General features: G+C 68.5%; 26 protein-coding genes and 1 pseudogene. 6 read left to right on the plus strand and 21 right to left on the minus strand.

Annotated features, from left to right (window positions below; all coding sequences use genetic code 11):
- Positions 1-345 precede the first annotated feature (345 nt).
- From Q9R02_RS14405 to Q9R02_RS14415, 3 genes are all read right to left on the minus strand, one after another.
- Complete coding sequence (locus Q9R02_RS14405) at positions 346-1293, minus strand: MIP/aquaporin family protein (RefSeq protein WP_305997403.1); 948 nt, start codon at positions 1291-1293, stop codon at positions 346-348.
- A gap of 155 nt (positions 1294-1448) precedes the next feature.
- Positions 1449-1787, minus strand: coding sequence for a DUF202 domain-containing protein (locus Q9R02_RS14410; protein WP_305997404.1), 339 nt, complete (start codon positions 1785-1787; stop codon positions 1449-1451).
- 16 nt (positions 1788-1803) lie between these two features.
- Positions 1804-2160 carry a YidH family protein gene (locus Q9R02_RS14415; protein WP_305997405.1) on the minus strand — a complete coding sequence of 119 codons (357 nt, stop codon included), beginning with the start codon at positions 2158-2160 and terminating at the stop codon, positions 1804-1806.
- Between the two features lie 73 nt (positions 2161-2233).
- On the opposite strand from Q9R02_RS14415, the gene Q9R02_RS14420 reads away from it, so the two are divergent.
- The gene (locus Q9R02_RS14420; protein WP_305997406.1) at positions 2234-3274 is read left to right on the plus strand and encodes an ADP-ribosylglycohydrolase family protein; all 1041 of its coding nucleotides are present in this window, start codon (positions 2234-2236) and stop codon (positions 3272-3274) included.
- Positions 3275-3308: 34 nt separating this feature from the next.
- Here Q9R02_RS14420 and Q9R02_RS14425 read toward each other — a convergent pair.
- From Q9R02_RS14425 to Q9R02_RS14440, 4 genes and pseudogenes are all read right to left on the minus strand, one after another.
- Positions 3309-3863 (minus strand): annotated as a pseudogene (locus Q9R02_RS14425) (3'-5' exonuclease); the annotation flags it as partial.
- 37 nt (positions 3864-3900) lie between these two features.
- Positions 3901-4587, minus strand: coding sequence for a hypothetical protein (locus Q9R02_RS14430; RefSeq protein WP_305997407.1), 687 nt, complete (start codon positions 4585-4587; stop codon positions 3901-3903).
- On the minus strand, positions 4584-5528 hold the full coding sequence (locus tag Q9R02_RS14435; protein ID WP_305997408.1) for an ABC transporter ATP-binding protein: 945 nt from the start codon (positions 5526-5528) through the stop codon (positions 4584-4586). The genes Q9R02_RS14430 and Q9R02_RS14435 overlap by 4 nt, the downstream gene beginning before the upstream one ends.
- A complete protein-coding gene (locus tag Q9R02_RS14440) occupies positions 5521-5943 on the minus strand; it encodes a GntR family transcriptional regulator (RefSeq protein ID WP_305997409.1) in 423 nt (140 codons plus the stop codon). The genes Q9R02_RS14435 and Q9R02_RS14440 overlap by 8 nt, the downstream gene beginning before the upstream one ends.
- Before the next feature lie 127 nt (positions 5944-6070).
- On the opposite strand from Q9R02_RS14440, the gene Q9R02_RS14445 reads away from it, so the two are divergent.
- Complete coding sequence (locus Q9R02_RS14445; protein WP_305997460.1) at positions 6071-6778, plus strand: DedA family protein; 708 nt, start codon at positions 6071-6073, stop codon at positions 6776-6778.
- Positions 6779-6868: 90 nt separating this feature from the next.
- Here the strand turns inward: Q9R02_RS14445 and rdgB are convergent, their stop codons facing one another.
- Positions 6869-7519, minus strand: coding sequence for an RdgB/HAM1 family non-canonical purine NTP pyrophosphatase (gene rdgB, locus Q9R02_RS14450; RefSeq protein WP_305997410.1), 651 nt, complete (start codon positions 7517-7519; stop codon positions 6869-6871).
- Complete coding sequence (gene rph / locus Q9R02_RS14455) at positions 7516-8286, minus strand: ribonuclease PH (RefSeq protein WP_305997411.1); 771 nt, start codon at positions 8284-8286, stop codon at positions 7516-7518. Before rph ends, rdgB begins: the two co-directional genes overlap by 4 nt.
- A 92-nt stretch (positions 8287-8378) precedes the next feature.
- On the opposite strand from rph, the gene Q9R02_RS14460 reads away from it, so the two are divergent.
- Positions 8379-9476 carry a hypothetical protein gene (locus tag Q9R02_RS14460; RefSeq protein WP_305997412.1) on the plus strand — a complete coding sequence of 366 codons (1098 nt, stop codon included), beginning with the start codon at positions 8379-8381 and terminating at the stop codon, positions 9474-9476.
- A 19-nt stretch (positions 9477-9495) separates the two neighbouring features.
- Here Q9R02_RS14460 and Q9R02_RS14465 read toward each other — a convergent pair whose 3' ends face one another.
- The 4 genes from Q9R02_RS14465 to clpS are packed head-to-tail and all read right to left on the minus strand — an operon-like array spanning position 9496 to position 12179.
- Positions 9496-10293: an MBL fold metallo-hydrolase gene (locus Q9R02_RS14465; RefSeq protein ID WP_305997413.1), complete on the minus strand. Its 798-nt coding sequence runs from the start codon at positions 10291-10293 to the stop codon at positions 9496-9498.
- Positions 10290-11258: a glutamate racemase gene (gene murI / locus Q9R02_RS14470; RefSeq protein ID WP_305997461.1), complete on the minus strand. Its 969-nt coding sequence runs from the start codon at positions 11256-11258 to the stop codon at positions 10290-10292. Before murI ends, Q9R02_RS14465 begins: the two co-directional genes overlap by 4 nt.
- Before the next feature lie 23 nt (positions 11259-11281).
- Complete coding sequence (locus tag Q9R02_RS14475) at positions 11282-11875, minus strand: DUF2017 domain-containing protein (RefSeq protein WP_305997414.1); 594 nt, start codon at positions 11873-11875, stop codon at positions 11282-11284.
- Complete coding sequence (gene clpS / locus Q9R02_RS14480) at positions 11868-12179, minus strand: ATP-dependent Clp protease adapter ClpS (RefSeq protein WP_305997462.1); 312 nt, start codon at positions 12177-12179, stop codon at positions 11868-11870. The genes Q9R02_RS14475 and clpS overlap by 8 nt, the downstream gene beginning before the upstream one ends.
- A gap of 108 nt (positions 12180-12287) precedes the next feature.
- On the opposite strand from clpS, the gene Q9R02_RS14485 reads away from it, so the two are divergent.
- Entirely contained in the window at positions 12288-13649 is a 1362-nt protein-coding gene (locus Q9R02_RS14485) for a nicotinate phosphoribosyltransferase (protein ID WP_425279285.1), read from the plus strand.
- Positions 13646-14260 (plus strand): isochorismatase family protein, encoded by a 615-nt coding sequence (locus Q9R02_RS14490; protein ID WP_305997416.1) that lies wholly within the window; start codon positions 13646-13648, stop codon positions 14258-14260. Before Q9R02_RS14485 ends, Q9R02_RS14490 begins: the two co-directional genes overlap by 4 nt.
- A 23-nt stretch (positions 14261-14283) precedes the next feature.
- Here Q9R02_RS14490 and Q9R02_RS14495 read toward each other — a convergent pair whose 3' ends face one another.
- From Q9R02_RS14495 to Q9R02_RS14525, 7 genes are all read right to left on the minus strand, one after another.
- The gene (locus tag Q9R02_RS14495) at positions 14284-16056 is read right to left on the minus strand and encodes a DEAD/DEAH box helicase (RefSeq protein ID WP_305997417.1); all 1773 of its coding nucleotides are present in this window, start codon (positions 16054-16056) and stop codon (positions 14284-14286) included.
- Positions 16057-16197: 141 nt separating this feature from the next.
- A complete protein-coding gene (locus Q9R02_RS14500; protein ID WP_305997418.1) occupies positions 16198-16515 on the minus strand; it encodes a DUF3039 domain-containing protein in 318 nt (105 codons plus the stop codon).
- A 25-nt stretch (positions 16516-16540) separates the two neighbouring features.
- Positions 16541-17323 carry a glucosamine-6-phosphate deaminase gene (gene nagB, locus Q9R02_RS14505; RefSeq protein ID WP_305997419.1) on the minus strand — a complete coding sequence of 261 codons (783 nt, stop codon included), beginning with the start codon at positions 17321-17323 and terminating at the stop codon, positions 16541-16543.
- Between the two features lie 90 nt (positions 17324-17413).
- Positions 17414-18985 carry a transporter gene (locus Q9R02_RS14510; RefSeq protein WP_305997420.1) on the minus strand — a complete coding sequence of 524 codons (1572 nt, stop codon included), beginning with the start codon at positions 18983-18985 and terminating at the stop codon, positions 17414-17416.
- Positions 18967-19785, minus strand: coding sequence for an ABC transporter ATP-binding protein (locus Q9R02_RS14515; RefSeq protein WP_425279286.1), 819 nt, complete (start codon positions 19783-19785; stop codon positions 18967-18969). Before Q9R02_RS14515 ends, Q9R02_RS14510 begins: the two co-directional genes overlap by 19 nt.
- Before the next feature lie 106 nt (positions 19786-19891).
- Positions 19892-20857 (minus strand): tetratricopeptide repeat protein, encoded by a 966-nt coding sequence (locus Q9R02_RS14520; RefSeq protein ID WP_305997421.1) that lies wholly within the window; start codon positions 20855-20857, stop codon positions 19892-19894.
- 40 nt (positions 20858-20897) lie between these two features.
- Positions 20898-22655, minus strand: a complete 1758-nt coding sequence (locus Q9R02_RS14525) for a hypothetical protein (RefSeq protein WP_305997422.1) — start codon at positions 22653-22655, stop codon at positions 20898-20900.
- A gap of 137 nt (positions 22656-22792) precedes the next feature.
- On the opposite strand from Q9R02_RS14525, the gene Q9R02_RS14530 reads away from it, so the two are divergent.
- On the plus strand, positions 22793-24097 hold the full coding sequence (locus Q9R02_RS14530; RefSeq protein ID WP_305997423.1) for an AI-2E family transporter: 1305 nt from the start codon (positions 22793-22795) through the stop codon (positions 24095-24097).
- 11 nt (positions 24098-24108) lie between these two features.
- Here the strand turns inward: Q9R02_RS14530 and Q9R02_RS14535 are convergent, their stop codons facing one another.
- Entirely contained in the window at positions 24109-24924 is an 816-nt protein-coding gene (locus Q9R02_RS14535; protein WP_305997424.1) for an alpha/beta hydrolase, read from the minus strand.
- Positions 24925-24928 lie beyond the last annotated feature (4 nt).

Raw genomic sequence — 24928 nt, forward strand, 5'->3', positions numbered from 1 at the left:
CCCACCCGGACCCAACTCCGGGACCGAGGTCAGAGACGGGGCCGGCACCGGCACTGTCGTCGGCGCCCTGGAATGGACCAGTCCCACCGGCCGCACACACCTCGACCACCCACCGACACCGGCAACCCACACCACATCGCCTCGAAGACCATCCGGAGCGGGTTCGAACCACTCAGAACCACATCCCGGCGGAGCGGCTCCCCAAGCACCAGCTCCCCGCGGATCAGATCCGCCCTTTTGATCCGTGGTAGTTCGTGGCCGGACAAACGGCAGGGACCGCCGAGCTCCTGCTCAGCGGCCCCTGCCCTTTAGGAAAATCCCTTCAGGATTGTCCCGTCCGGGAACTCACTTCCCGTCGAAGAAACCCTTCGCCTCTTCATGCTCCGCGGCGGCGCGCTGCTCTGCGGTGGCGGCCTCCTTGGCTTCGGCGGCCTCCGCGGGAGCGGCGGTGACAGCTGCTTCAGTTGCGGTTGCGTTCTCGGCAACAGCGTCGTCGGCCGACTCATCAGCGACAACAGCCATCGGAGTGCTGCTCAGACTGATAAGGCGCGCCACCATGCCGGCCAGCAGCGCACCGGCCAGCGGAGCGACCCAGAAGAGCCACTCCTGCTGAATCGCCCACGGCTCAGCGAAGACCGCCATGGCCAGGCTGCGCGCCGGGTTGAACTGGCTGTTGGACAGACTCTGTGCGAACTGACCCAAAACGGCCACGGCAAGACCCACGGATACTGCCGCTGCTGCCACACCACGGCCACGGCCCTGTCGGGTGGCCGCCAGGTAAACGGCCGCCAGGACGATCGAACCGATGATTTCCACCAGCAGAACGCCCGGCAGCTGCACCTTGAACGCGGAGTTGTCACCATAACCGGCTGCCACCACTCGGAAGATCTTTGAGCCGTCCACGCCGGCCACATTGCTCAGCACGGCCAGCAAGACCAGAGCTGCGAGGAACCCGCCCGCTACCTGGCCCACCAGGTAGACCAGCGCGTCCTTCCAGGACAGACGACCGGCAACGGCGGACGCCAGCGTCAGCACCGGGTTGAAGTGCCCGCCGCTGATGCGGCCCAGCGCATACATCGCGGCGACGGTCGCCAGGCCCGTGGCAACGGGGCCCGGGAACGGCGCCAGGTTGGTGTTGGTGAACATGACCACGCCGGCACCGCCCAGAATGATCAGGAACGCGCCCAGCAGCTCCGCCCCTCCCCTCAGCAGAACGTGCGGCTCCGCCACCACCGCGGGCTCGGCGGGGCTGTTCGCGGGCGATCCGGCGCTGACTGCGTCGACGGAAGTCATGGGTGTCCTGTCCTTCGAATGTGCTGGTGATGAGCCATGGACCTCGCCACGGCACGGGCTCCCCACCTTGTCATTCCAGGCTGGAAGCCACCTGAACACCCATTTTAGGCCTGCCGGACCGGGCACCGGCGCCCCAGGCTCCGGCAGAGCAGCCGCTAACGCACCAGCATCACGGCCACCGCACAGCAGGCCAGCAGGCACACCGCCGCCGACACCCCGGCGATCGCGAGCGCCCGCGGCGCCCCTTCGCCGTCGCGCAGGTGCCTCACCCGCTGGACCGCGAATGTGCACACCACCACGGTCGCGACTCCCGCGGCCGCCACCGCCACGCCGTTCACCACCGTGACCTCGCCGCTCCCGTCGGATCGTGGGAACATCCAGGACCGCAGGATGAAGAAGTCCACCACCAGCAGAGAGAGCAGCGTCCGGCGCCACGCCAGAGCGGTCCTCTGGGGCTGAAGCCCGGGATCCCGCGCCGGGACGTCCCTGCTCAATGCCGTACGTCCATGCTCAGTGCCGCACCACGATCAGGAGCGCAAGCACCATGGCCGCCACGACCACCACCACGCTCATCACCAGCAGCACCCAGGAGAACGGCAGCTCACGCCCGTGCCGCATGGCGTCTTCCGCCTGTGCCCACCGCCGGTACGCCATTGCGGCAAGTCCCGCCCCGATGAGCGCGAGCGCCACGCACAGCACGACACGCAGCACTTGGGGCGCGATGCCCGGCGCCAGCTGGTCGACGGCGACGGCACCGGCCAGGAGCGCCAGGGAGGTCCGCAGCCATGCGAGGAAGGTCCGTTCGTTGGCCAGGGAGAAGCGGTAGTCCGGAGCAGTGCCCTCTTGTCGCCACCGTGGTCGTCGCATGGCTCAAGGGTATTCCCCGGCAGGGAACGCCGCCGCCCCGGCCCGCGGGACGGATCCGACTAGGCTTGTCCTCATGTCACTCGCTTCCGCCATCCGCGGCTCCCTGCTGGGCGGGGCCCTGGGCGACGCCCTCGGCTACGCCGTCGAATTCGACCTGATGTCGCGCATCCGCGAGCGCTTCGGCGCCGACGGCCTGCGCGATTTCTCCCAACTGGACGGTCCCGCCGAATTCTCGGATGACACGCAGATGACCCTCTACAGCGCCGACGGGCTCAACGAGGCCCTCGCCTGGGCCCGGGACGGCGTCCGCGCCGACGAACTGGCCTGTGTCTGGCTCGCCTACCTTCGCTGGCTCAGGACCCAGAACGCGGCCCTCCCGGAGTCCGCGCCCCACCCCGTGGACCGCTGGCTGGACGAGCAGCCGGTCATGCACCACCGGCGCCACCCGGGCAACGCCTGCCTCACGGGCCTCGCCTCGGGCCAGATGGGCACACTGAGCCGTCCGGTCAACCCGAACAGCAAAGGCTGCGGGACTGTGATGCGGGCCGCCCCCTTCGGGATGGTCCCCCAGCTGGCACCGGACGCAGTCCTGAAGCTGAGCACCGACGCCGCCGCGCTGACCCACGGCCACCCGGCCGCGCACCAGGCCGCCGCCCAGTTCTCCCTCCTCATCCACGAGCTGCTCGGCGGCGCCACCCTGCAGGCGGCCGCCGCCGCGCTGCGGGAGCGGATCTCCGCGGACACCACCACCGATCCCGCCATGCTGGGCCGCGTGACCCGCGCCTTGGAGCTGGCCGGCGCCGGGACGCTCCTGTCCCCCGAGGATCTCATCGCCGAGCTCGGTGAGGGCTGGGTCGCGGAGGAGGCCCTCGCCGTCGCGCTCTACGCCACGCTGGTCACCGCGGACGACGACGCCGAGCGGCACTTCCGCACGGCGGTCGCCGTCGCGGTCAATCACGACGGCGACTCGGACTCCACGGGCTCCCTCGCCGGGAACATCGTCGGGGCGGTCCACGGGGAGGCGGCGCTGCCGGCGGAGTGGCTCGGGGCCGTGACCGGGCTTGACGTGGTGAGGCGGATCGCCCAGGACCTCGCGGATCTGATCAGCGAATAGGGCCGGGTGAGCGGACGGCCTTGCCGGCGTTCACCGGAAGGCTCATGCCCAGTCCTTCATAAAGTTCCTGCACGGTCCCGGCGCCTTGCCGCCGTGCGATGTCCACCAGGATTCCGGCGCAGGCGCGGGCGTCCTCGGCCGGGTCGTGGTGGTGCACCAACGGCACGCGGGCGTACTGTGCCGCGAACGGCAGGGAGTTGGACGGCAGGCTGTAGCAGCGGCGGGACAGCACCACGGTGCACGCGTAGCGGTACAGCGGAGCCTGCTGGCCCGAGATCCGGAGGGCCGCCTCGATGACGCCCAGGTCGAACGCCGCGTTGTGAGCCGCCACCACGTCGTCGCCGATGAAATCCCGGATGCGGGGGAAAAGTTCCTGGAAGCGCGGCACCCCGGCCACTTCGTGGGGGTGGATCCCATGGATGGCGATGTTCCGGGGGTCGAAATGATCATGGCCTTCGGGCGGCCGGATCAGGAAGGTCTCCTCCGCCACCACCCGGCCATCCCGGACCCGGGTCATGCCGATGGCACAAGGGGAGCCCCAGAATCCATTCGCGGTCTCGAAGTCGATCGCGGTGAAGTCCAGGGCCACTCCCCAAGCCTACGCCCTCCGGCGGGTGCGCTTGCCCTCAGACGGCCGTCCGCCGGAGGGTGATGAAGGACCCGGTCCCGAGGGCGGCCGCCAGCAGCGCCACGATCCCGGCGACGCCGATGGCCTGGGCCTGGACGAAGAACCCGCCCACGGCCGGCCAGGAACCGGACACGGTCACCAGCACCACGGCCGCCACCACCAGCACCGCCAGGGAGATGACTCCGATCAAGGTCCCCGTCACACCCCAGCGCCTGTACACCGTGGCGGCCCAGAACCCCACCGAGAAGAAGAACATCGCGGCCACGAACGGGATCACCATGCTGTGCCACCACGGGCCGTCGATGACGTACGGGATCCGGAAGAAGTACCCGTTCAGCCACCAGCCGCCGGTCAGCCGCTCCAGCTGGCTCCCCGCCCAGAACACCACGGCCAGTCCGAGCGCCACGCCGCCGAACGCCAAGTGTGTCCCCAGGAAGTAGCTCTTCCGGGACACACTCATGCCCAAGGAGAACGGGAACGTCAGGGTGAGGCTCTGGATCCCCAGGACGAAGAAGTACCAGAGCGGTGCGAACGCCGCGCCTCCCGTGCGCTTGTCCTCCACGGGGATGATTGCGAAGATCACCAAGGACAGCAGGAGCGATCCTCCAAGAATCACCGCCGGGACGCCCAAAAACGTCCACTTGTTGATCAATTGCATGCGGCTGACCGCCAGGACCCTGCTCATCGCGACACCTCCGTGAATTCCGCTTCGAACGCGCTCATGGCCGCCTGACTGGCGGCCATTCCGCCCCCGGAGTGGGCCAGGGACGCATGGACCACCAGTTGCTGCAGGGACACCTGCCCCAGGGTGAGACCCAGTTCCGCCGCTTCCCGCCGCTCCGCGACGCTCAGCTGTGCACGAACCGACACGGAAGCCGTGTTCATCAGACGCTCTTCGAACAGCACCTCGCGCCCGCTCACAAAGGAGGCGACGACGCCGGCCGGCCCGGACACGGTGACCGCGGAGCCGCGGACCGCCTCGGCGTCGTCGTTCATGATGATGCGCCCGCGGTCGATCACCACCACGTGCTCCAGCAGGTTCGCGACCTCGTCGATCAGGTGCGAGGAGAGCACCACGGTGCGAGGGTGCTCCGCATAGTCCCTGACCAGGTGGTCGTAGAAGAGGTGCCGGGCCACGGCGTCCAGGCCCAGGTACGGCTCGTCGAAGAACGTCAGCTCGGCGCGGCTCGCCAGGCCGATGATGATGCCGACGGCGGAGAGCTGGCCCCGGGAGAGCTTCTTGATCTGGCGCTTCTGCGGCAGCTGGAAGTCCTCCGCCAGTCGCAGCGCGAACTCCTGGTCCCAGCCCTCGAAGAACAGGGACGCCGCCCGGAACGCCTGGGCGGGGGTGAAGTTGTCCGGGTACTTCTGGGACTCCCGGATGAAGCAGAGCCTGCGGAGCACCGCCTCGTTCTCGTAGGGGTCCTCTCCGAAGACCTCCACGGTCCCGTCGCTCGGGAATCCCTGGGCGGTGAGGACGGACATGAGGGTTGTCTTGCCGGCCCCGTTGCGGCCCAGCAGACCGTAGATCCTGTCCTTGCGGAACGTCAGGCTGATGGTATCCAGCGCGGTGACGTCCTTGTAGCGACGTGTCAGGTCCGTCACCCGGACCACGTCTTCACTCATGATGCTGCCTTCCCCTGGTGCTCACAACGTCCGTGTTCAACGCGTCTTCAGGTCCCGCGCCGTCCAGAGCCGCTGTCAGCATGGCCAGCAGTTCGCCGCGGGAGATCCCCAGCTTGTCCGCTTCCATGCAGAGAGGCTGAACGAACTGGGCCCGGAAGTCATCCCGGCGCCGGCCCAGGAGCCGGTCACGCGCCCCAGCCGCGACGAACATGCCGATCCCGCGGCGCTTGTACAGAATCCCTTCATCCACCAAGGTGTTCACTCCCTTTGCAGCCGTGGCCGGGTTGATGCGGTAGAACTGGGCGAATTCGTTGGTCGAGGGGACCTGCCCCTCCTCCGGCAGTGCGCCGGAGACGATGTCGTTCTCGATCAGGGCCGCGATCTGCAGGAAGATCGGGCCGGAGTCGTCAATCATCGCCACCTCCCAGCCACACTGGTTCATTACTCATGTAATTAACCATAGAACCATAGGTGCCTGAGAGCAAGGTCATGATCCGCTCGATCCGTGGATGCCCACCAGGAGCCCGTAGTCTTGAAGGGTGATCACCGCCTCCATCGCCACCGCCCTGCCCGCCCTGGCGCGCGTTCCCGTGCCCACCGCGTCGTTCCTGCCCGACTGGCTGAACCCGCAGATCTTCCTGGCCGACCCGGCCCTGGCCCCGTGGGTGGTCCTGCTGGTGTGCGGCATCATCTTCGCCGAGACCGGTCTGCTGGTGGGCTTCTTCCTGCCGGGCGATTCAATGCTCTTCACGGCCGGTCTCCTGGTGGCCACCGGGACCATCAAGTTCAACATCGTGGCCCTCATGGCACTGGTGATCGTCTCCGCCATCATCGGCAACCAGTGCGGCTACCTGATCGGGCGCAAGGCCGGCCCGGCCCTCTTCAAGCGCCCGGACTCCCGCCTGTTCAAGCACGAGAACGTGGACAAGGCCCACGCCTTCTTCGAGAAGCACGGCGGCAAGGCCCTCGTCCTGGCCCGCTTCGTGCCCATCATCCGCACCTTCGTCCCCGTGATCGTGGGTGTCGCGGAGTACGAGGCGAAGAAGTTCTTCCTCTTCAACATCATCGGCGCAGTGCTCTGGGGCGGCGGCGTGACGCTGCTCGGCTTCGTGCTGGGTGACAGCGTGCCGTGGGTGTCCAAGAACCTGGACCTGATCTTCATCCTGATCGTGCTGGTGTCCGTGCTGCCCATCGTCATTGAGGGTGTCAAGGGCTACCTGGAGAAGCGGAAGCAGTCCGACAAGGCCTGAGCACCCCCCAACGCCAACTGGTCCGGTCCATCTGTCGCTTTGAGCAGTTCATAGCGACAGATGGACCGGACCAGTTGGTTTAAGGAGTGCTCAGGACAGCGCCTTCACGATCGCGGGCAGCAGGGCCCGGAACGCCTTGCCGCGGTGGCTGATGGCGTTCTTCTCCTCACGGCTGAGCTCGGCGCAGCTGCGCGTCTCCCCCGTGGGCTCCAGGATGGGGTCGTAGCCGAAGCCGCCCTCACCGCGGGGAACCGCGAGCAAGGTGCCGTCCAGCGTGCCGTACTCGACGACGTCGTACGCCTCGGTGCCGTCGGCGGCCGGCACGGTGAGCGCGGCGGCACAGACGAAGGAGGCGCCGCGGTGCGGCTCGGCGATGTCTTCCAACTGGGCCAGGAGGAGGTCCAGATTGGCCTGGTCGTCGCCGTGACGGCCTGCCCAGCGGGCGGAGAAGATGCCCGGGGCGCCGCCCAGGATGTCCACGCTGAGACCGGAGTCATCGGCGATCGAGGGCAGGCCGGTGGCCTCCGCCACCGCACGCGACTTCTTCAGGGAGTTCTCCGCGAAGCTGGTCCCGTCCTCCACCACGTCCGGGACGCCGGCGGTCTCGGCGTCGATCACCTGGGTGTCGACGTCCAGGCCGGGCACCTGGTCGCGCAGGAGGTCGCGGAGCTCCTTGAGCTTGCCGGCGTTGCGGGTGGCGAGGACCAGGCGGGCGCCGCGGGATCCGGAACCAGCACTCACAGGATGCCGTCCAGGGTCTCGCCGAGGGTCTCACGCTGGATGGCGGCCAGTTCGCTGGTGCCGATCAGGGCCAGGTCCAGGAGGCGGTTCAGCTCGTCGCGGTCGAAGGGCGCGCCCTCGGCGGTGCCCTGGACCTCGACGAATTTCCCGGCTCCCGTGACCACCACGTTCATGTCCGTCTCGGCGCGGACGTCCTCCACGTAGGGCAGGTCCAGCATGGGCACGCCGTCGATGATGCCGACGGAGACGGCGGCGATGGTGTCCACAAGCGGCTTCGCCTTGGGGGCGATCAGCTTGTTCTCCTTGGCGAAGCGCAGCGACTCCGCGAGCGCCACGAAGGCGCCCGTGATGGCCGCGGTGCGGGTGCCACCGTCGGCCTGCAGGACGTCACAGTCCAGGACGATGGTGTTCTCGCCGAGGGCCTGGGTGTCGATGATGGAACGCAGGGAGCGGCCGATCAGGCGGGAGATCTCGTGCGTGCGACCGCCGATCTTGCCCTTGACCGACTCACGGTCCGAGCGGGTGCTCGTGGCGCGCGGCAGCATGGCGTACTCGGCCGTGACCCAGCCGCGGCCCTCGCCCTTGAGCCAGCGCGGCACGCCTTCGGTCAGCGAAGCGGTGCAGAGGACCCGCGTGTTGCCGAATTCGATGAGCGCGGAACCTTCGGCCTGATTGGACCATCCGCGGGTGATGCTGATGGGGCGCAGCTGATCGGGGGTGCGGCCGTCGGCGCGCAGGGATGACTCGGAGGAAAGCGTGGAGGTCATGCTTCTAAGGGTAGTGTGTGGAGGCATCGAAGCTTAGACTCCTCGAATCGGAGGTGCCCCCTCACGAGGCGCCCGAAATTTGGGGGACGGTTATGACTGAGAATCCACGCATCGAGGTTGATGAGAAGAAGATCATCAGGGTCGCGTGGAAGTCCGTGGGCTTCCTGGGGTTCCATCTCGTCCCCGAGGGGTCTCCGGGGCCGTCTGCGGCTGACGTCGACCGGGCCATCACCGGGCTGAGGATCGCCGAATTCCCTGACATGCCACTGCGCGCGGTCGATGTGGTCAACGGGGTGGCGATCTTCACCGGCCCGTTCCTGGGCAGCACGCACCAACCGGTGGACATGGCCCATCAGATCGCCGAACTGATCGCCCCGCTCGGATTCGAGGGAAGCATCACGGCCTGCGCCGACACCTTGGGACGCAGACCCCGGAAACGCGAGTCCTTCTGCGCGGTGATGTGCTCCTCGGCCGCAGCGATGAACAACACCTCGCCGCCACTGTTCGAAATGCCGTTGAAGAAGAACTGGGACCGGTGGGACACATCGAGCCCCGAGTTCACCGCCCTGGTCCATAACGTCTCGGCATGGGTCACCGCCCACTCCCCCAAGAAAGTGGTCGCCGGCCAGCCCTTGTCCCAGGCTCAGTGTGCACCGCATCAGGTGGCCAGGATCCTCTCCGCTGTGTGCCGCGACACGGGCTTTGCGGACGTGAAGTTCGCGACGAACGCAGGAGACCGGTACGCCATGTTCAACATGGAGGGCTGGCTGATCGTCGGGACCGAGATCAAAAGTGAGGACGACACCGGAGAGGAAGTGGTCCGGATCCTGTCCGAGTGGGCGCCGCTCTACGATTTCGGATTCATCTCCCGGGTCCTCTTCGGGCTCCCCTCGACCGCAAACCAGATGGCACAAGGCCTTTTTGAGCGGCCGCGCGACGGCGACCTCTCCAAGGACCACGAGGAGTTCACCAAGCGCACCCTCCCGGGGATCTTCCCACTGCAGGTCCTAGGCCCCGAGCACCCCGATCTGCAACCCGCGGATCGATGGGAAGTCGCACCCCTCGCCGCCGGCCGACGGCTCGTGACGCTTGACCAGCACCAGAAATGGCTCAAGGACAGGCACTACCCGGAAGCCGAGCTCCGGGCCCTCCGAGAGGCCAACGCACCACTACTCGGCAAATGGTCCTAGCGGTCCTGCCGTTCACCGGTCAGAGCTGGTAGTGCACCCCCGCGACGGCGGCCGCAACCTTCTCGCCGAACACCTCTCGCGCCTCGTTGAGCACCTTGGTGGTGTCCGTCCAGACGGGGATGTGCGTCAGGAGCAGGCGCCCGGCGCCGGCCTCCACGGCGGCCTCGCCCGCGCGTTTGCCGGTCAGGTGCACGTCCTTGATGTCGTCGTCGCGCCCCTCCTCAAAGGCCGCCTCGCACAGGAAGAAGTCCGAGTCCCGGGCCGCCTCCACCAGTTCGGGGCAGGAGTCCGTGTCGCCGGAGTAGGCCAGCACACTCTCCTTGACGGTGCCGTCCTCGAGCTCCTGGCGGCATTCCACCCGCAGCGCGTACGCCTCCTCGATCGGGTGGTTCACGGCGTACGGGGTGACCGTGAACGGCCCCACCTTCACCGGGTGCCGCGCCGACCAGGACGCGAACTCGAAGTCCTCGTGCATGCCCGGATCCAGCGGGAGCCCGTAGGCGGTGGCCAGCCGGTCCGCCGTCGCGGCCGGTCCCCAGACGGGGATCCGCCCGCGGCCCCAGCCGCCCGGCTTCCAGTGCACGGCCACGTGCAGGCCGCACAGGTCCATGCAGTGGTCCGGGTGCAGGTGGCTGAGGAAGATCGCGTCGATGTCCTCCAGATCGGTGTACCGCTGGAGCGCGCCGAGGGCGCCGCTGCCGAGGTCCAGCACGATCTTCCAGCGGCGTCCGCCGCTGTCCGCCGTGAGCAGATAGCACGACGCCGGCGAGCCGGGACCGGGGAAACTCCCTGTGCATCCCACGATGGTCAGTTTCATCCTCTTCCCCCCTGGGAATCCGCGGACACGAAATGGGAGATCCTCGGTGCGTCGGCCGCAGCGCGGGCCGCCTCGAGCATCTCCGGGGTGATCTTCGCCAGGCTTCCGGTGGGATAGCTGGCCGAAACGTGATCCACGTGCTCCACGCTCACCACCTCCGGGCCGAGGAAGCGCCGGGCGAGCCTGCCGAAGCCGTCCGCATCGCCGGTCGCCACGAAGTGGTGCCTGGGCGCCGTGGTCTCGCGCCGCTCGATCCCGTGACGGAGCAGTGAGCGGTACACGTCCTTGGCCGTCTCCTCGGCGCTGGAGACGAGCGTGACGTCCTCCCCCATGACGTAGGAGATGACGCCCGTCAGGAGTGGGTAGTGCGTGCAGCCCAGGACCAGGGTGTCCACCCCGGCGGCCTTCAGCGGCTCCAGATAGCCTTCGGCCAGCTCCAGCAGTTCCGGCCCCGTGGTGATCCCGGCCTCCACGAACGGCACGAAGTCGGGGCACGCCACGGAGCGGACCTCCAGGTCCGGCGCGGCGGCGAAAGTGTCCTCGTAGGCGCGGGAGCCCACGGTCGCGGACGTCCCGATGACGCCGATGCGCCCGTTGCGCGTAGCGGAGACGGCCCGGCGGACAGCCGGCTGGATCACCTCGATGACCGGGATCCCGTAGCGGGCCTCGTAGCGCTCCCGTGCGTCGCGGAGCACGGCCGCCGACGCCGTGTTGCAGGCGATCGTGAGCAGCTTCACGCCGGAGTCCACGAGTTCGTCCATGATGCCGAGTGCGTTCGCACGGACCTCGGCGATGGGCAACGGGCCGTACGGCCCGTTGGCGGTGTCGCCGACGTAAAGCACGGCCTCATTGGGCAGCTGGTCGATCACGGAGCGGGCCACCGTGAGGCCGCCGACCCCGGAGTCGAAGATGCCGATAGGGCGTCCCGAGCGCGGCAGCTGACCGCCTTCGCCCGCTCCGGACATGAGCTGATCCGATCCCGGCAGGCTCATGACGGCTCCCCCTCGCCGGCCGCGTCCGGCGTCCGGTCGAGTTCGTACGCCATCGCCTGGACCAGCGATTCCTGCAGCCAGGTGACGAAGTTGTACAGGACGGAGAGGTATTCCTCCAGGTCATCGGCCTTGGACCAGTCGTGCATGGCGTGCACGGCCTCGGCGTCCGCCTCGGTGCGGATCTCCAGCCGTTCACTCACCACCAGGCGCACGTCATTCAGCGCCATCGCCAGGTGGCGGGCCTCCTCGCTGTTGAGCTGAAGCTCGCTTCCCTCCAGCAGAAGTGACGCGGCACGCAGCGAGCCGATCTTGCTCTCCCGCAGCGAGCGCTCGGTGAGGCGCCGGAACTCCAGCGCGGCCTCGTCGCCGTCCTTCACACCGTCCGGCAGCAGACGGCGCAATGCGGCATCCCGCGGCGGGGCCGCATGCGGATCGATCCCCGTCAAGGCCACCAGGGGGTCCTCGGATTCCCGGGCCTCGGGCTCCAGCATCTGGATGACGTCCCCGAAGACCTTGCGGAGGAGGTCTCGCTCCTCCTCTTCGAGATGCCCGGAGATGCCCCGGCTGCCCGGTACGAACGTCCTAGCCACGCTGCCCCTTCCCGCCGCTGACGGCCTTCTCCACGGTGGCCCACAGGCCGTAGCCGTGCATCGCCACCACGTGCTGCTCCATGCGCTCCCGGCCACCGTGGGCCACGATCGAGCGGCCCTTGCGGTGAACCTCCAGCATTAGCTTGTCCGCCTTCTTCTCCGAGTAGCCGAAGTAGCTGCGGAACACGAAGGAGACATAGCTCATGAGGTTGACGGGATCGTTCCAGATCACCAGGTTCCACGGGGTGTCACTGGCCGTCAGTTCCTGATGCTCCTGCTCCTGCCGGACCTCATGATCCGTCATGGCCGCAAGCCGGACCTCTGCCGTGGCTGTGGAATTCATTGCTCCATTCTATTCAGTCCGCAGGCACGGCCGTGCCGGGGACGGGCCGGAGAGATTAGAGTGTCAGACGTGAGTACCACCTGGGAGCATCCGCGCGCCTCGCTGTACACCGACCACTACGAGCTCACCATGGTGCAGGCGGCCCTTGAGTCCGGCGCCGCCCACCGCCGCTCGGTCTTCGAAGTCTTCGGCCGCCGGCTCCCGGACGGCCGGCGCTACGGCGTGGTGGCCGGCACGGGCCGCCTCCTGGAGGGCCTGAAGAACTTCCGCTTCGGCCCCGATGAACTCGACTTCCTCCGTGGCACGGGCGTGGTCAACGAAAAGACCTTGGCCTTCCTGGCCTCCTACCGATTCTCCGGGAACATCTGGGGCTACGCCGAGGGCGAGCTGTACTTCCCCAACTCCCCCATCCTGGTGATCGAGTCGACCTTCGCCGAGGCCTGCATCCTGGAGACGTACGTCCTCTCCGTGCTGAACCACGACAGTGCCATCGCCTCCGCGGCATCCCGCATGGCACTGGCCGCACGCGGCCGCCCGTGCATCGAGATGGGCTCCCGCCGAACGCATGAGGAATCCGCCGTGGCCGCCGCCCGCGCGTCGGTCATCGCCGGCTTCGCCAGCACCTCCAATCTGGAGGCCGGCCTCCGCTACGGACTGAAGACCTTCGGCTCGGCCGCCCATTCCTTCACGCTGCTGCATGACACGGAGCGTGAAGCGTTCCAGGCCCAGCTCTCCTCACTCGGCCCGGGCACCAGCCTCCTGGTGGACACCTATGACGTGGAGAAGGCGGTCCGCACCGCCGTCGAGCTCGCCGGGGACAAGCTGGGTGCCGTGCGCCTGGATTCCGGCGATCTGGTGGCGCAGGCCCAGTGGGTCCGGCAGCTTCTGGACAGTCTGGGCGCCGTGAATACCCGCATCGTGGTCACGAGCGATCTGGACGAGTACGCCATCGCAGCACTGCAGTCCGCCCCGGTCGACTCCTACGGTGTGGGCACCTCCCTGGTCACGGGCAGCGGCGCGCCCACGGCCGGAATGGTCTACAAGCTGGTCAGCCGCAGCGACGACGAGGGCGGCTTCGTCTCCGTGGCGAAGGCCGCCAAGAACAAGGCGAGCGTGGGCGGCCGCAAGTACGCCCTGCGCCGCCTCGACGAGAACGGGACGGCCACCGAGGAGCTGATCGGCATCGGGCACCGCCCCGCCGACGACGGCAACGACCGCGAGCTGCTGGTGCCGCTGGTGCAGGACGGCACCGTCCTCCCCGGCTGGACCGGTCCAGCCGCGGTCCTCCGTGCCCGCGAACGGCACGCGGCGTCGATGGCGGAGATGCCGCCGTCCGTGAACCGCCTGCAGCGCGGCGAACCCGTCATCCCTACCGTGTATGAGCAAGCACCCCTCACCCAGGACACCCCCATGACCCAGGAGGCATCGTGAGCAAGGCACTGATCATCGTCGACGTCCAGAACGACTTCTGCGAGGGCGGCGCTCTGGCCGTGGACGGCGGTGCCGCCGTGGCCGCCGCCATCAGCGAACACCTGGATGAACACGGCCACCTCTACGATCACGTGGTCGCCACCCAGGACTGGCATGTGGACCCCGGCAGCCACTTCTCCGACACCCCGGACTTCCAGGACTCCTGGCCGCCGCACTGCCGGGCAGGCAGCCACGGCGCCGAGCTGCACCCGGACCTGGAGCAGGAGTTCATCGAGGCCGTGTTCCGCAAGGGCCGCTACGCCGCCGCCTACTCGGGCTTCGAAGGCCTGCTCGCACCGGAGGACGCCGTCATCAGCGGCGAACGCCAGCCGGGTTCCCTGCCCTCCGAAGAGGAGGATGGCGAGACACTGGATGAATGGCTGCAGGGCAACGACGTCGACGAACTGGTGGTGGTAGGCCTCGCCACCGATCACTGCGTGCGCGCCACGGCGCTCGACGGCGTCCAGGCCGGCTACTCCGTCACGGTGCTGCGGGAGCTGACGGCCTCTGTCGCGGACGACCCGGAGCCCACCTTCGATGAGCTGGAGGACGCCGGCGTCGAGGTGGTGTGAGCCGGCCCTACTTCCGGCCTGCGCTACTTCCTCCCCACGAACCAGCCTTGGATCTTCGCCAGGCGCGCCTTGAGCTGATCCTCGCTGGCCTGGGCCACGGCGGGGCCGCCACAGACTTCGCGCAGCGTATTGTGCACCATCCCGTGCGGGGTGCCGGTACGGGCGGACCAGGCGGAGACGTTCTTGGCCAGCTCGTTGCGCAGGTCCATCAAACGGCGGTGATCCGGCACGCCCGGGGCCGACGTCGGGCCACCGAGGCCCTTCCTCCGGCGCGACTGCTGCTCGGCCTGACGCTGCCGCAGGAGCACACCCACCTGGTCGGCGTCCAGCAGACCCGGGATGCCCAGGAAGTCCTGCTCGTCCTCACTGCCGATGTCGCCGCCCGTGCCGAATTCGCCGCCGTCGAACAGCACTCTGTCGAAGGACGCCTGAGAGTCCAGCGCCTCGAACTTGCCCTTGGTGAGCGAGTCTGAGGCCTTCTCTTCCCTGTTGGCCTCGTCCATGAGCGACTCTTCGGCATCGAAGAGCCCGTCCTCGTCCTTCTGCGGCCGGTCCAGCGCGTGGTCGCGCTCGGCCTCCATGGAGTTGGCCAAGGCCATCAGCGGCGGCACGGACGGCAGGAACACCGACGCCGTCTCGCCGCGCTTCCTGGCACGCACGAAGCGGCCCACCGCCTGGGCGAAGAAGAGCGGCGTGGAGGTCGAGGTCGCATACACACCGACCGCCAGGCGTGGCACGTCCACGCCTTCGGACACCATCCGCACGGCCACCATCCATCGGGATTCCCCGTGGGAGAACTCCTCGATCTTGTCCGAGGCCTTGGCGTCGTCGGAGAGGATCACCGTGGGCGACTGCCCGGTGATCTTCTTCAGCTGACCTGCGTAAGCCCGAGCGTCCTCATGGTCCGTGGCGATGACCAGACCGCCGGCGTCGGGCACCGTGCGGCGCACCTCGGAGAGGCGGCGATCCGCGGCGTGCAGGACCGCGGGGATCCACTCGCCGAGCGGGTTCAGCGCGGTGCGCCACGCCTGGGAGGTGATGTCCTTGGTCACGGCGGCCTCGCCGAGAGACGCCGCCATCTCCTCACCGGTGCTGGTCCGCCAGCGCATCTGGCCGGAGTACGCCATGAAGATGACGGGGCGCACCACGTGGTCCCGGAGGGCGCTGCCGTAGCCGTAGCTGTAATCGGCCTTGGAACGGCGGATGCCGTCCTTGTCCTCCTGGTACTCCACGAACGGGATCGGGGAGGTGTCGGAACGGAACGGGGTGCCCGTCAGGCTGAGGCGGCGGACGGCGGGATCGAAGGCCTCGCGCAGGCCGTCGCCCCAGGACAGGGCCTCGCCGCCATGGTGGATCTCGTCCAGGATCACCAGCGTGCGCGCCGCCTCGGTGCGGGCCCGGTGCAGCATGGGCTTCATGGCCACCTGTGCGTAGGTCACGGCGACGCCGATGAACCCGGCGCCGTGCCGGCCGTCCGCGTTCTTGAAGTTGGGGTCGATCGCCAGGCCCACCTTGGCGGCCGCGTCCGCCCACTGGCGCTTCAGGTGGTCCGTCGGCGCCACGATACAGATGCGGTTGACGGCGCCGGATTCCACCAGCGTGGTGGCCACGCGCAGGGCGAACGTGGTCTTGCCGGCACCGGGGGTCGCCACCGCGAGGAAGTCCCGCGGCTTGTTGGTGAGGTATTTGTCCAGCGCCTCCTGCTGCCAGGCACGCAGCTTGGGCGCGGTGCCCCAGGCCGCACGCTCCGGGTAGGCCGGTGGAAGGGTCGGTCCGCCGAAGAGCGTGTCAGTCATGGGAAAGGGTGCCTCCAGGGTCGCGGGCGAAGAGCTGATCACAAGGGCGCGCCTCGGCCGTCAGACGCACGGCGCGCAGAACGGAACGACGACGTCGGCGCTGTGCGTCAGCCAGGGCCGTCGTCGTCGTTCACGAAAGCGTTACTTGGCGTCGCCGCCGTCATTGCCCGGGCGGAGACCTTCGTAGATCTCCTTGCAGGTGGGGCAGACGGGGAACTTCTGCGGGTCGCGGCCGGGGGTCCAGACCTTGCCGCAGAGCGCCACCACGGGCTCGCCGGTGAGGGCGGACTCCATGATCTTCTCCTTGCGCACATAGTGGGAGAAGCGCTCATGATCGCCCGGTTCCACCTGTTCGCGCTGCTCGGTGCGCTCAATGGTGGCCGTGGAACCGCCGGGACCGGAGAGTTCGCGCGAAGGGTCGTTCTCGAAGGGATCCGGAGGCAGAGTCATGCCACCCATTCTAGCGGGTGGAGCGGGGACGGGTTCAGAGCCCCTGCCACTCCGGCTTGCTCTCGAAGGTGTGGCGATAATAGTCCGCCAGCCGCAGGGAGGATGCGGCGGCCTCATCGATCAGCACCGTGGCGTGCGGGTGAAGCTGCAGCACGGAGGCCGCGCAGATCGCGGACACGGGGCCCTCCACGAAGTCACGGACGGCCTGGGCCTTCTGGGCACCGGTGGCCACCAGCACCACGTGCCGGGCGTCCATGATGGTGCCCAGCCCTTGGGTGACCACGTGGTGGGGCACCTCCTCGATGCTGCTGAAGAAGCGGGCGTTGTCCTTGCGGGTCTGCTCGATCAGGGTCTTGATCCGCGTCCGGCTGGCCAGCGAGGAGCCCGGCTCGTTGAAGCCGATGTGCCCATCGGTGCCGACCCCCAGAATCTGGAGGTCGACGCCGCCGGCGGACTTGATGGCCCGCTCATACTCTTCGCAGGCGGCCAGGATGTCCTCGGCGGCACCGTTGGGGCTGTGCACGTTCCGCGGGTCGATGTTCACGCGGTCACTGAACTCCCGGCGGATCACCTCCCGGTAGGACTCCCGGTGCCCCACCGGCAGGCCCACGTACTCATCGAGCGCGAAGCCGTGGGCCCGGGAGAAGTCCAGGCCGTTCTCCACGTGGCGGCGGGCCAGCTCATCGTAGATGGGCAGCGGGGAAGAACCCGTCGCAAGGCCCAGGACGGCGTCCGGTTTGCGCTTCAGGAGTGCCTCGATGGCATCCGCGGCCATGGCACCGATGCGGGCGGCATCAGGGAGGATGACAACTTCCATGCTCTTGCGGCCTCATTTCTGAATCAAGGAGCTGCGACTGCTTCGATCTTATACAGTCCGGCCGCAAAAAACGATAGAATCTGAGTGAAATCAGCCGTTTTTGATCAATTGCGCTAACAACTCGGGACCCCGGCGCTCAATGTCCCGGCCTCCGATCCGCACACCCAGCCACAGCAGGACCGCCCCGATCAGCGGGCCAGCCACCAGGTTGATCCAGCCCAGGACGTGGTTCCCGGTGATGACTTCCGCGATCATCAGGCCACCCTGCGGGAGGCAGAGGACCAGCAGCACCAGCATGCCCAGGCCCTGGACGGCCAGGGTCAGGCCCTGCCCACCCGGCGGCTTCTTGAACGGGCTCTCACCCGGCTTCGGAACGGGCGTGACGTAGCGGGCGGAGAGCACTGAGGCCAGACCCATCCCCGTCATCAGCACTCCCGCACACGTCCCGGCCATCCCGGGCAGCAAATCCCAGCGATGGCTGATGGCCAGGGATCCGAGCGTCAGGACCAGGACGGCCGGAACGGCCAGGACGCAGCAGCCGATGACGCGGCCCCAGCGGTCGGCCTTCCCGGACACTCCCGTGGCGATGTGCAGGGCGAACGCCGTGTTGTCGTACGAGACGTCGCTGCTGATGCTCCAGGCGAGCAGGAAGGCGACCAGCGGTCCTACGATCAGCAGGAGGTCGTAATGCCCCTGCCGGGATGCGTTCAGGTACAGCACCACCGGCAGCAACGGGACCACCAGGAGCGAACCCATGTAGCGGGGGTCCCGAAACCAGTAGCTGGCGGTGCGTGCGGCCACGGCACCCGTGGGCGTGGCCGGGAACACGTTGAAGAAGCCGAGCTTGCCGGCGCTGCGTTTGCCCCCGGTGACACGCGGCGGGTTGACCATGGCACGCACCATGGCCATGTTCCACAGCCACATGACCACAGCCAGCGCGGCCAGCGCGATCACGACCCTGAGCGCTGCGCCGGCGTAGTCCCCCACGGCTACGTCGGCAGGCAGCGCCCAGGGAGCACCGAACGGCGTCCAGGACAGAGCGGACGCCAGGGCCGAGAGATCTCCGGACGCGTGCCGGAATCCCTGCACGGTGGTCGAGACCACCGGCCCGATGAACATGATCGGCACGATCAGCAGGACCATGCCGATCTCCCGGAAACGGCGCGACGCCGCCAGATTGGTCCCCCAGGCGGCGGCACAGCGGGAGTAGAGCAGACAGCCGGCCAGCCCGAGTAGAGCGCCGATCAGGGCGGCCGCGATTTCCTGCGGGGAGCGCCACCATGGGATCACGGTCGCCAGGCTCAGGATCGCGGTCAGGGCACCGGGGATGCCCACCAGGCCTGCGAGCGCCATGCCCGTCATGAGCGTGCGCTGCGGGATGCCGAACGCCGCGAAGCGCTGCGGGTCCAGGGTCATGTCGATCCCGGAGGCGATGATGGGGATCAAGGCCCAGCCGAGTACCGCGGCCGAACCCGCCAGCACCAGGATGGTGCGCGCCAGCTCCGTGTCAGCACCGCGCAGAAGGATCAGCCCGATCAGCATGAACACCAGCACACCAAGCCCGTAGAGCCCGCCGATGGCCAGGCCCACGATCTGCCAGGGGCTCCGGCGGAACCCGTTGCCCAGGATCTGGAGCTTGAGCCTCAGGAGTGTCGCAACCACGAAAGCCCCTCCCCCTCGTGACGCCCGCCCACCAGGCTCATGAAACGTTCCTCCAGGCTCATGCCGCCCCTGACCTGCTCGACCGTGCCGGCCGCGAGCAGCCGGCCGCCGGCCACGATGGCCACATGGTCACAGAGCCTCTGGACCAGATCCATGACGTGGCTGGAGATGATGACCGTGCCGCCGGAGGCCACGAACCCCTTGAGGATGTCCGTGATGTTCGCGGAGGACACGGGGTCCACGGCTTCGAACGGTTCATCCAGGACCAGCACGCGCGGGGCGTGGACCAGCGCCGAGGCGAGGGCGATCTTCTTGGTCATACCGGCGGAGTAGTCCACCACCAGGTTTCCGGCGTCCGCGGTGAGGTCCAGCGCCGCCAGGAGATCCTTGGCCCGCTCGGCCACCGTGACCCGGTCCATGCCGCGGAGCAGGCCCGCATAGGTGATGAGCTGTTCGCCGCTCAGCCGGTCGAACAGCCGCACCCCGTCCGGCAGGGTGCCCAGGAGCTTCTTGGCGTGCAGCGGATCCTGCCACATGTCCACGCCCAGGATGTGCGCGGTCCCGAAGTCCGGGCGCAGCAAGCCCGTCGCCATGGAGAGCGTGGTGGTCTTGCCCGCGCCGTTCGGCCCCACCAGGCCGAAGAACGACCCCACCGGGACGTCCAGGCTGATCCCGTCCACGGCGATCTTCTCGTCGAAGCGCTTGGCCAGGCCGCGGAGCGCGACGGCGGGCATTCCGGCGGGTGGCCGAGGAGCGTCCCCCGCGGTGGCTGGGAAGGCATCCGGCTGCGAATGAGTCATGCTGCCACGCTAGTACGGGCCACCGCGCGGCGGGATGCTACTTCAGGACGATTTTTCGGTCCTGACCTGGGATTCCATCATCCTTCAGGTCAGGAGCGGCACAATGTCAGAACAGCACGCGCGCCAGGGCCTGCCGGGCCGCCGCCACGCGCGGGTCCTTGATCCCGACCACCTCGAACAGCTCCAGCAGCCGGACCCGGGCGGTCTCCCGCTCGGGCCCGAAGTGCCCACCGATGAACGCGACGATGCGCGCGAAAGCGTCCTCGACGTGCCCGCCCGAGACGTCCAGATCGGCCAGGCTGAGCTGGACGTCGACGTCGTCGGGCAGGGCGGCTGCCTGCTCGCGGAGGCTCTGGGCGTCGTCGGCGTTCAGGCCGTCGAGCCGCTGCAGGAGGCCCACCTGGGCAAGGCCCGCCTTGGCGTCCGCGTCGGCGGGCTGCTCATCGAGTGCCTTGCGGTAGGCGCGCTCGGCGCCGGCGTAGTCACCCGCGTCGATGGCGTCCAGTGCTTCCTGGTGCAGAGGCGGCAGCGGCTGTTCGGTCTCGGCGGTGCCGCCGGGGGCACTGCCGAGCCGGCCGGTGACGCCGTTGGCCTGGGCGAGCTGCAGGAGCTCGGCGAACAGGGCCGTGAGGTGATCCTCCTCCACCGGGCCCTGGAAGAGCGGCACGGGCTGGCCCTTGAGCACGGCCACGGCGGCCGGAACCCCGCTGATCTGCATGGCCTGCATGATCTGGGGGAACCCCTCCACGTCCACGGCCCCGAGGACCATGGCACCATCCTGGCGGTTCACCTGCTCCTCCACGAGTCCCAGCACGCGCTGGGACTCCGGGGAATACCCTGCCCACAATGCCAGGATGACGGGAACCTGCACGGAGAGCTCCACGACTTCCTGGAAGTTCGCCTCCGTGACGTCCGCCCGGTACGCCCCGGGCGCCGCCTGCTCCCCGGATTCGCCCGCAGGCACACCGGCGGGGGCCTGCGGTGCCTGTGCCCGGGCACGCAGGCCTGAGAGGTCCACGGCCCCCCGGAGGCTGGCCAGGGAATCGAACGGGTTCTGAGCTGCCTGCGGCAACGGTCCTCCTAGGGAGTGGGATGGGAGCGGGATCGGCGGGTCAGCCCAGGCTCGCGGCCGTCAGGTAACGGTCCGCGCCGATGAGCGTGAGCTTGTCGGCGGAGCCTGCCCGGGGGATCCGGACGACGGCGGAAACGATGAAGGTCTGGGTGACCTTCTTCTCCGACTTCTGCTCGCCGGTCAGGGCGGCGATCCGGGGGTCCAGCGTCACGATGTCTCCGCTGTTCTTCTGCGGGATCACCACGGTGAACTTGAGGTCCGCGACGGAGAGCGCACTGCCGTCAGCGGCCTTGAAGGTCACCTTGGGCTGGCCGATGAGCTGAACGTCGAACTGCGGGACCAGGCCGGCCTTGTTGTCCTTCGCGGCCAGAAGATCGGTCTTGAACGACTCGGTCTCCTGGAAGAAGGAGCCATCCGCGAACTTGGCGCCGTCGGCGCTCTTGGCGTCCTTGAGCCGCGCCGTGAGCGACTTGAACGCGTCATCAGGGCTGACGGTCAGGCCATTGGCATCCGATTCGGCCTGGGTGGGCGCGGAATCCTTGCCCATGACCGGGAAGGTCTGGGTCGGCAGCAAGTAGGCCGAAGTGACCAGCTTGTAGTTCTCCCGGGCCGAGGCCTGCTGGAGCGTCAGGATGACCGGGGTCGGGTTCTTGGCACCCTGGGTCACGGCCAGCACCGTTCGTGGCCAGGAGCGGTCATTCGTCACGGCGTGTGCCAGGACGTTGTCCGAGCTCACCGGCGCCACTGCCGCGGCGTCCTTGACGGCGGCCTGGATCTTGTAGTTCTGGGTGCGGATGGTCAGGGCGTCACCTGAGGCGCGGGAGCCGAGGTCCTTGGCGTTCCGGGCGGCGTCGGCGCTCGTGATCGCGTCCGCCGTGCGGTTCAGGATGCGGGCGAGCTGCGGGGCGGTGAGCACGGGGACGCCGCTCTGGGCATCCCCGGTGGCCGGTGCACTGTCAGAGGCTGAGGCGCTGTCGGAGGAGGACGGGCTGGGGGTGCTGTCCGCGTGAGCAGGCGCGACGCCGGCCAGACCGCCCAGCGCCGAGACACCCAAGACCAGCGCCGTCACTCCGGCCGTGGCGGGACGGCGGAGGAAAGCGGACGGCTTCCCGCCGTCGTCGGAGGCCTCGCCGTCGGAGGCCTCGTGGGAAGACTCCGGGGCGCCGGTGGACGGACCGGCGACGGCGGTCTTACCGCCCGTGCCGCCCTTGCCGAACAGGAAGATGAAGAGGAGGGCGCCGAGCATGAGCAGTCCGCCCAGCACGATCAGGGGGATGCTCCACGGGGAGGTCGCCTGGTTCGCGAACGTGAATTCGATCTGCTTCGGCGCGGGCTTGCTGCCATCCGAGGCGATCAGGAGCGACCAGTCGCCGGAGGCCGGGGCGTTCCACTTGAAGCTGAGATCACCGTTGCCGGCCTGGGTGGTGGCCCAGAGATCCGCCTCGGCGGGGTTCGGGGACGTGGCGTCCCCGTCGCTGTGCTGGACGTCGAGCGCGGTCTTGTCCGCGTTCAGTCCCTGAACGGTGTTGTGGGCGGTCTTGCCCACCCAGGCGTCGACGTCGTCGGGCCGGCCGGTGGCCACCGTGAACGTCCCCTCGCCCTTCACATCGACGGTCACGGCCTTGCCGCCGAAGCCGGCGAAGGACGGGGCGACGACGGTCAGGGGGGCGTCCTGCACCGAGGCGGGAACGGTCACACTCACCGTCTCCGGTGGGGCCCAGAAGGTTCTCTGGCCGATACCGACAAACAGGGCCAAAAGCCCCAGGACGAAGACGGCGATCGCTGACTTCACACGCACAAATGCACCTCACGTTGGGGTCACGGTCCCCTCCATCGTATCCGGTGGGCCTAAAAGCAGGCTGGAAAGGCCTCCGCTGATACTGTGAAGAGCGTCGCGAGCCCGCCTCGTCCGCCAGAAAAGCCAAGGGAGAGCCCATGACCGAGCCGCACCAGGACACCCCGCCGAACGGCCAGGAGCCGACGGCCTCCTCTCCCGAGGATTCCACCTCTGAAAACCCTGCGAAGGAGCACCCGGAGAGCGGCGAAGAAGCCGGCTCGCACGGTCTCCTCGGCCGGATGAGGGACGGCCTGGACAAATGGCGGAAACCGGTCCCGGGCGCGCTGCCGCGCACGCACTTCGTCCTGCACGAGGAAGGCCACGGCGACGACGGCGCGGCCGCCGCCCCCCGGCCGGCTGGCCAGGTGGTGCTGCAACGCCCCGTCGTGCTCGGCTTCATGCTCACCGCTGGTGTGGGGCTCGCGCTCCTGCTGTTCTATGTGGCCAGCCACAACACCCAGCTCCTGCTCTGGATCGTGGGCGCGCTGTTCATCGCCCTGGGCCTCGACCCCGTGGTGCGGACCCTGGAAGCCCGGAAGATCCCGCGTCCTGCCGGCATCGTCCTGGTGCTGCTGGCCTTGCTCGCCGTGATCGGGGCGTTCTTCGCCACGCTCATCCCCACCGTGGTGGATCAGGTCAACCAGATCATCACGCAGGGCCCCGTCTGGATCAGCGACTTCCTGAATTCCGACTTCTACAACAACCTCAACGCCCAGTTCGGCCTCAAGGACTGGGCGACGGGCGAGGTCCAGAAGTTCATTAAGGACTCCAGCGCCGTGGGAGGCCTCTTCGGGGGCATCGTCGGTTTCGGCACCTCGCTGGCCAACGGCCTGTTCGGTGCGCTGATCGTACTGGTGCTGACGCTGTACTTCCTGGCAGCCCTGCCGTCCATGAAGGCCTTCGCCTATCGTCTGGCGCCGAAGTCCCGCCGGGGCCGGGTCGAGGAGCTGTCCGAGGAGATCACGCGGTCCGTGGGCAACTACGTGATCGGCCAGGTCTGCGTGGCCCTCCTGAACGCCACCTTCGCCTTCATCGTCATGTCGATCGTGAAGGTCCCGTTCTCGGTCCTGCTCGCCTTCGTGGTGGCGCTGCTCGCGTTCATCCCGCTGGTGGGCGGCATGATCGCCGGGATCCTGGTGACGCTCGTGGCCCTCACGGCCGGCTGGCAGACCGCCCTGATCTATGCGATCTGCTACTTCGCGTATCTGCAGTTCGAGGCGTACTTCGTCTCGCCGCGCATCATGCAGAAGGCGGTGTCCGTGCCCGGCTCGGTGGCCGTGATCTCCGTGATCGCCGGCGGCAGCCTCCTGGGCGTGCTCGGCGCGCTGATCGCCATCCCCACCGCCGCGGCGATCATGCTCCTCATCAAGGAGGTCCTGGTCACCGCCCAGGACAGGAAGTAGCGCCGGGGCCGTTACTGGCCCTGCGCCATGGGGCCGGTCCAGGCGTCCGGCAGGGGCCGTTCGACGTCCGGCGTGATCAGGCGCGTGACCTCGTTCAGGATGCGCTGCACGTATTTCTCGCCGACCCAGAGGTGCTTGGCGCCGTCCACGCCGATGAGTTCGGCTTCCGGCACCAGGGAGAAACGCTCGCGCGCCTCCTCGGGCTGAAGGTAGTCATCGTGTTCCGGGACCAGGACCGTGAGCGGCAGCTCGGTGCTCCCCCAACGGCGGAGTTCGTCGTCGCCGGCGCGGTGCAGCGGAGGCGAGAGGAGGATCGCGCCGTCGATCTCCTCGGCCACCGGGCTGGTGCTCCCGTAGCGGAGCACCAGCTCCGTGCCGAAGGACCAGCCGATCAGCCAGAGGTGCGGAAGGCCGCGTTCGACGGCGAAGCGGACGGCCGCCTCGACGTCGTACCGTTCCGCCGCGCCGCCGTCGAACTCGCCGTCGCTGGTGCCGCGCGGGCTGGAGGTGCCGCGCGTGTTGAAGCGGAGCACCGCGACGCCGGCCAGTGCAGGAAGGCGGTAGGAGGCCTTGCGGTAGACGTGCGAATCCATGAAGCCGCCATGGGTGGGCAGCGGGTGCAGAGTGATGAGCGTGGCCCGCACGGGGCCCTCGGCGGGAAGCGCCAGCTCGCCGTACAGGGTCAGGCCGTCCTCGGTGTGCAGCTCGATGTTCTCGCGGAGCGCGGGCAGAACGCTCGACGCGCGGATGGCGCGGGGTTCCGCGGAGTCCGTGAACTGAAGGGTCGAGGGATCGGCCGGATCGAAGGCGGCGGGCACAGCAGTCATGGAG

It is taken from the genome of Arthrobacter horti (genome assembly GCF_030731045.1).
Classification (GTDB): domain Bacteria; phylum Actinomycetota; class Actinomycetes; order Actinomycetales; family Micrococcaceae; genus Arthrobacter_E; species Arthrobacter_E nanjingensis.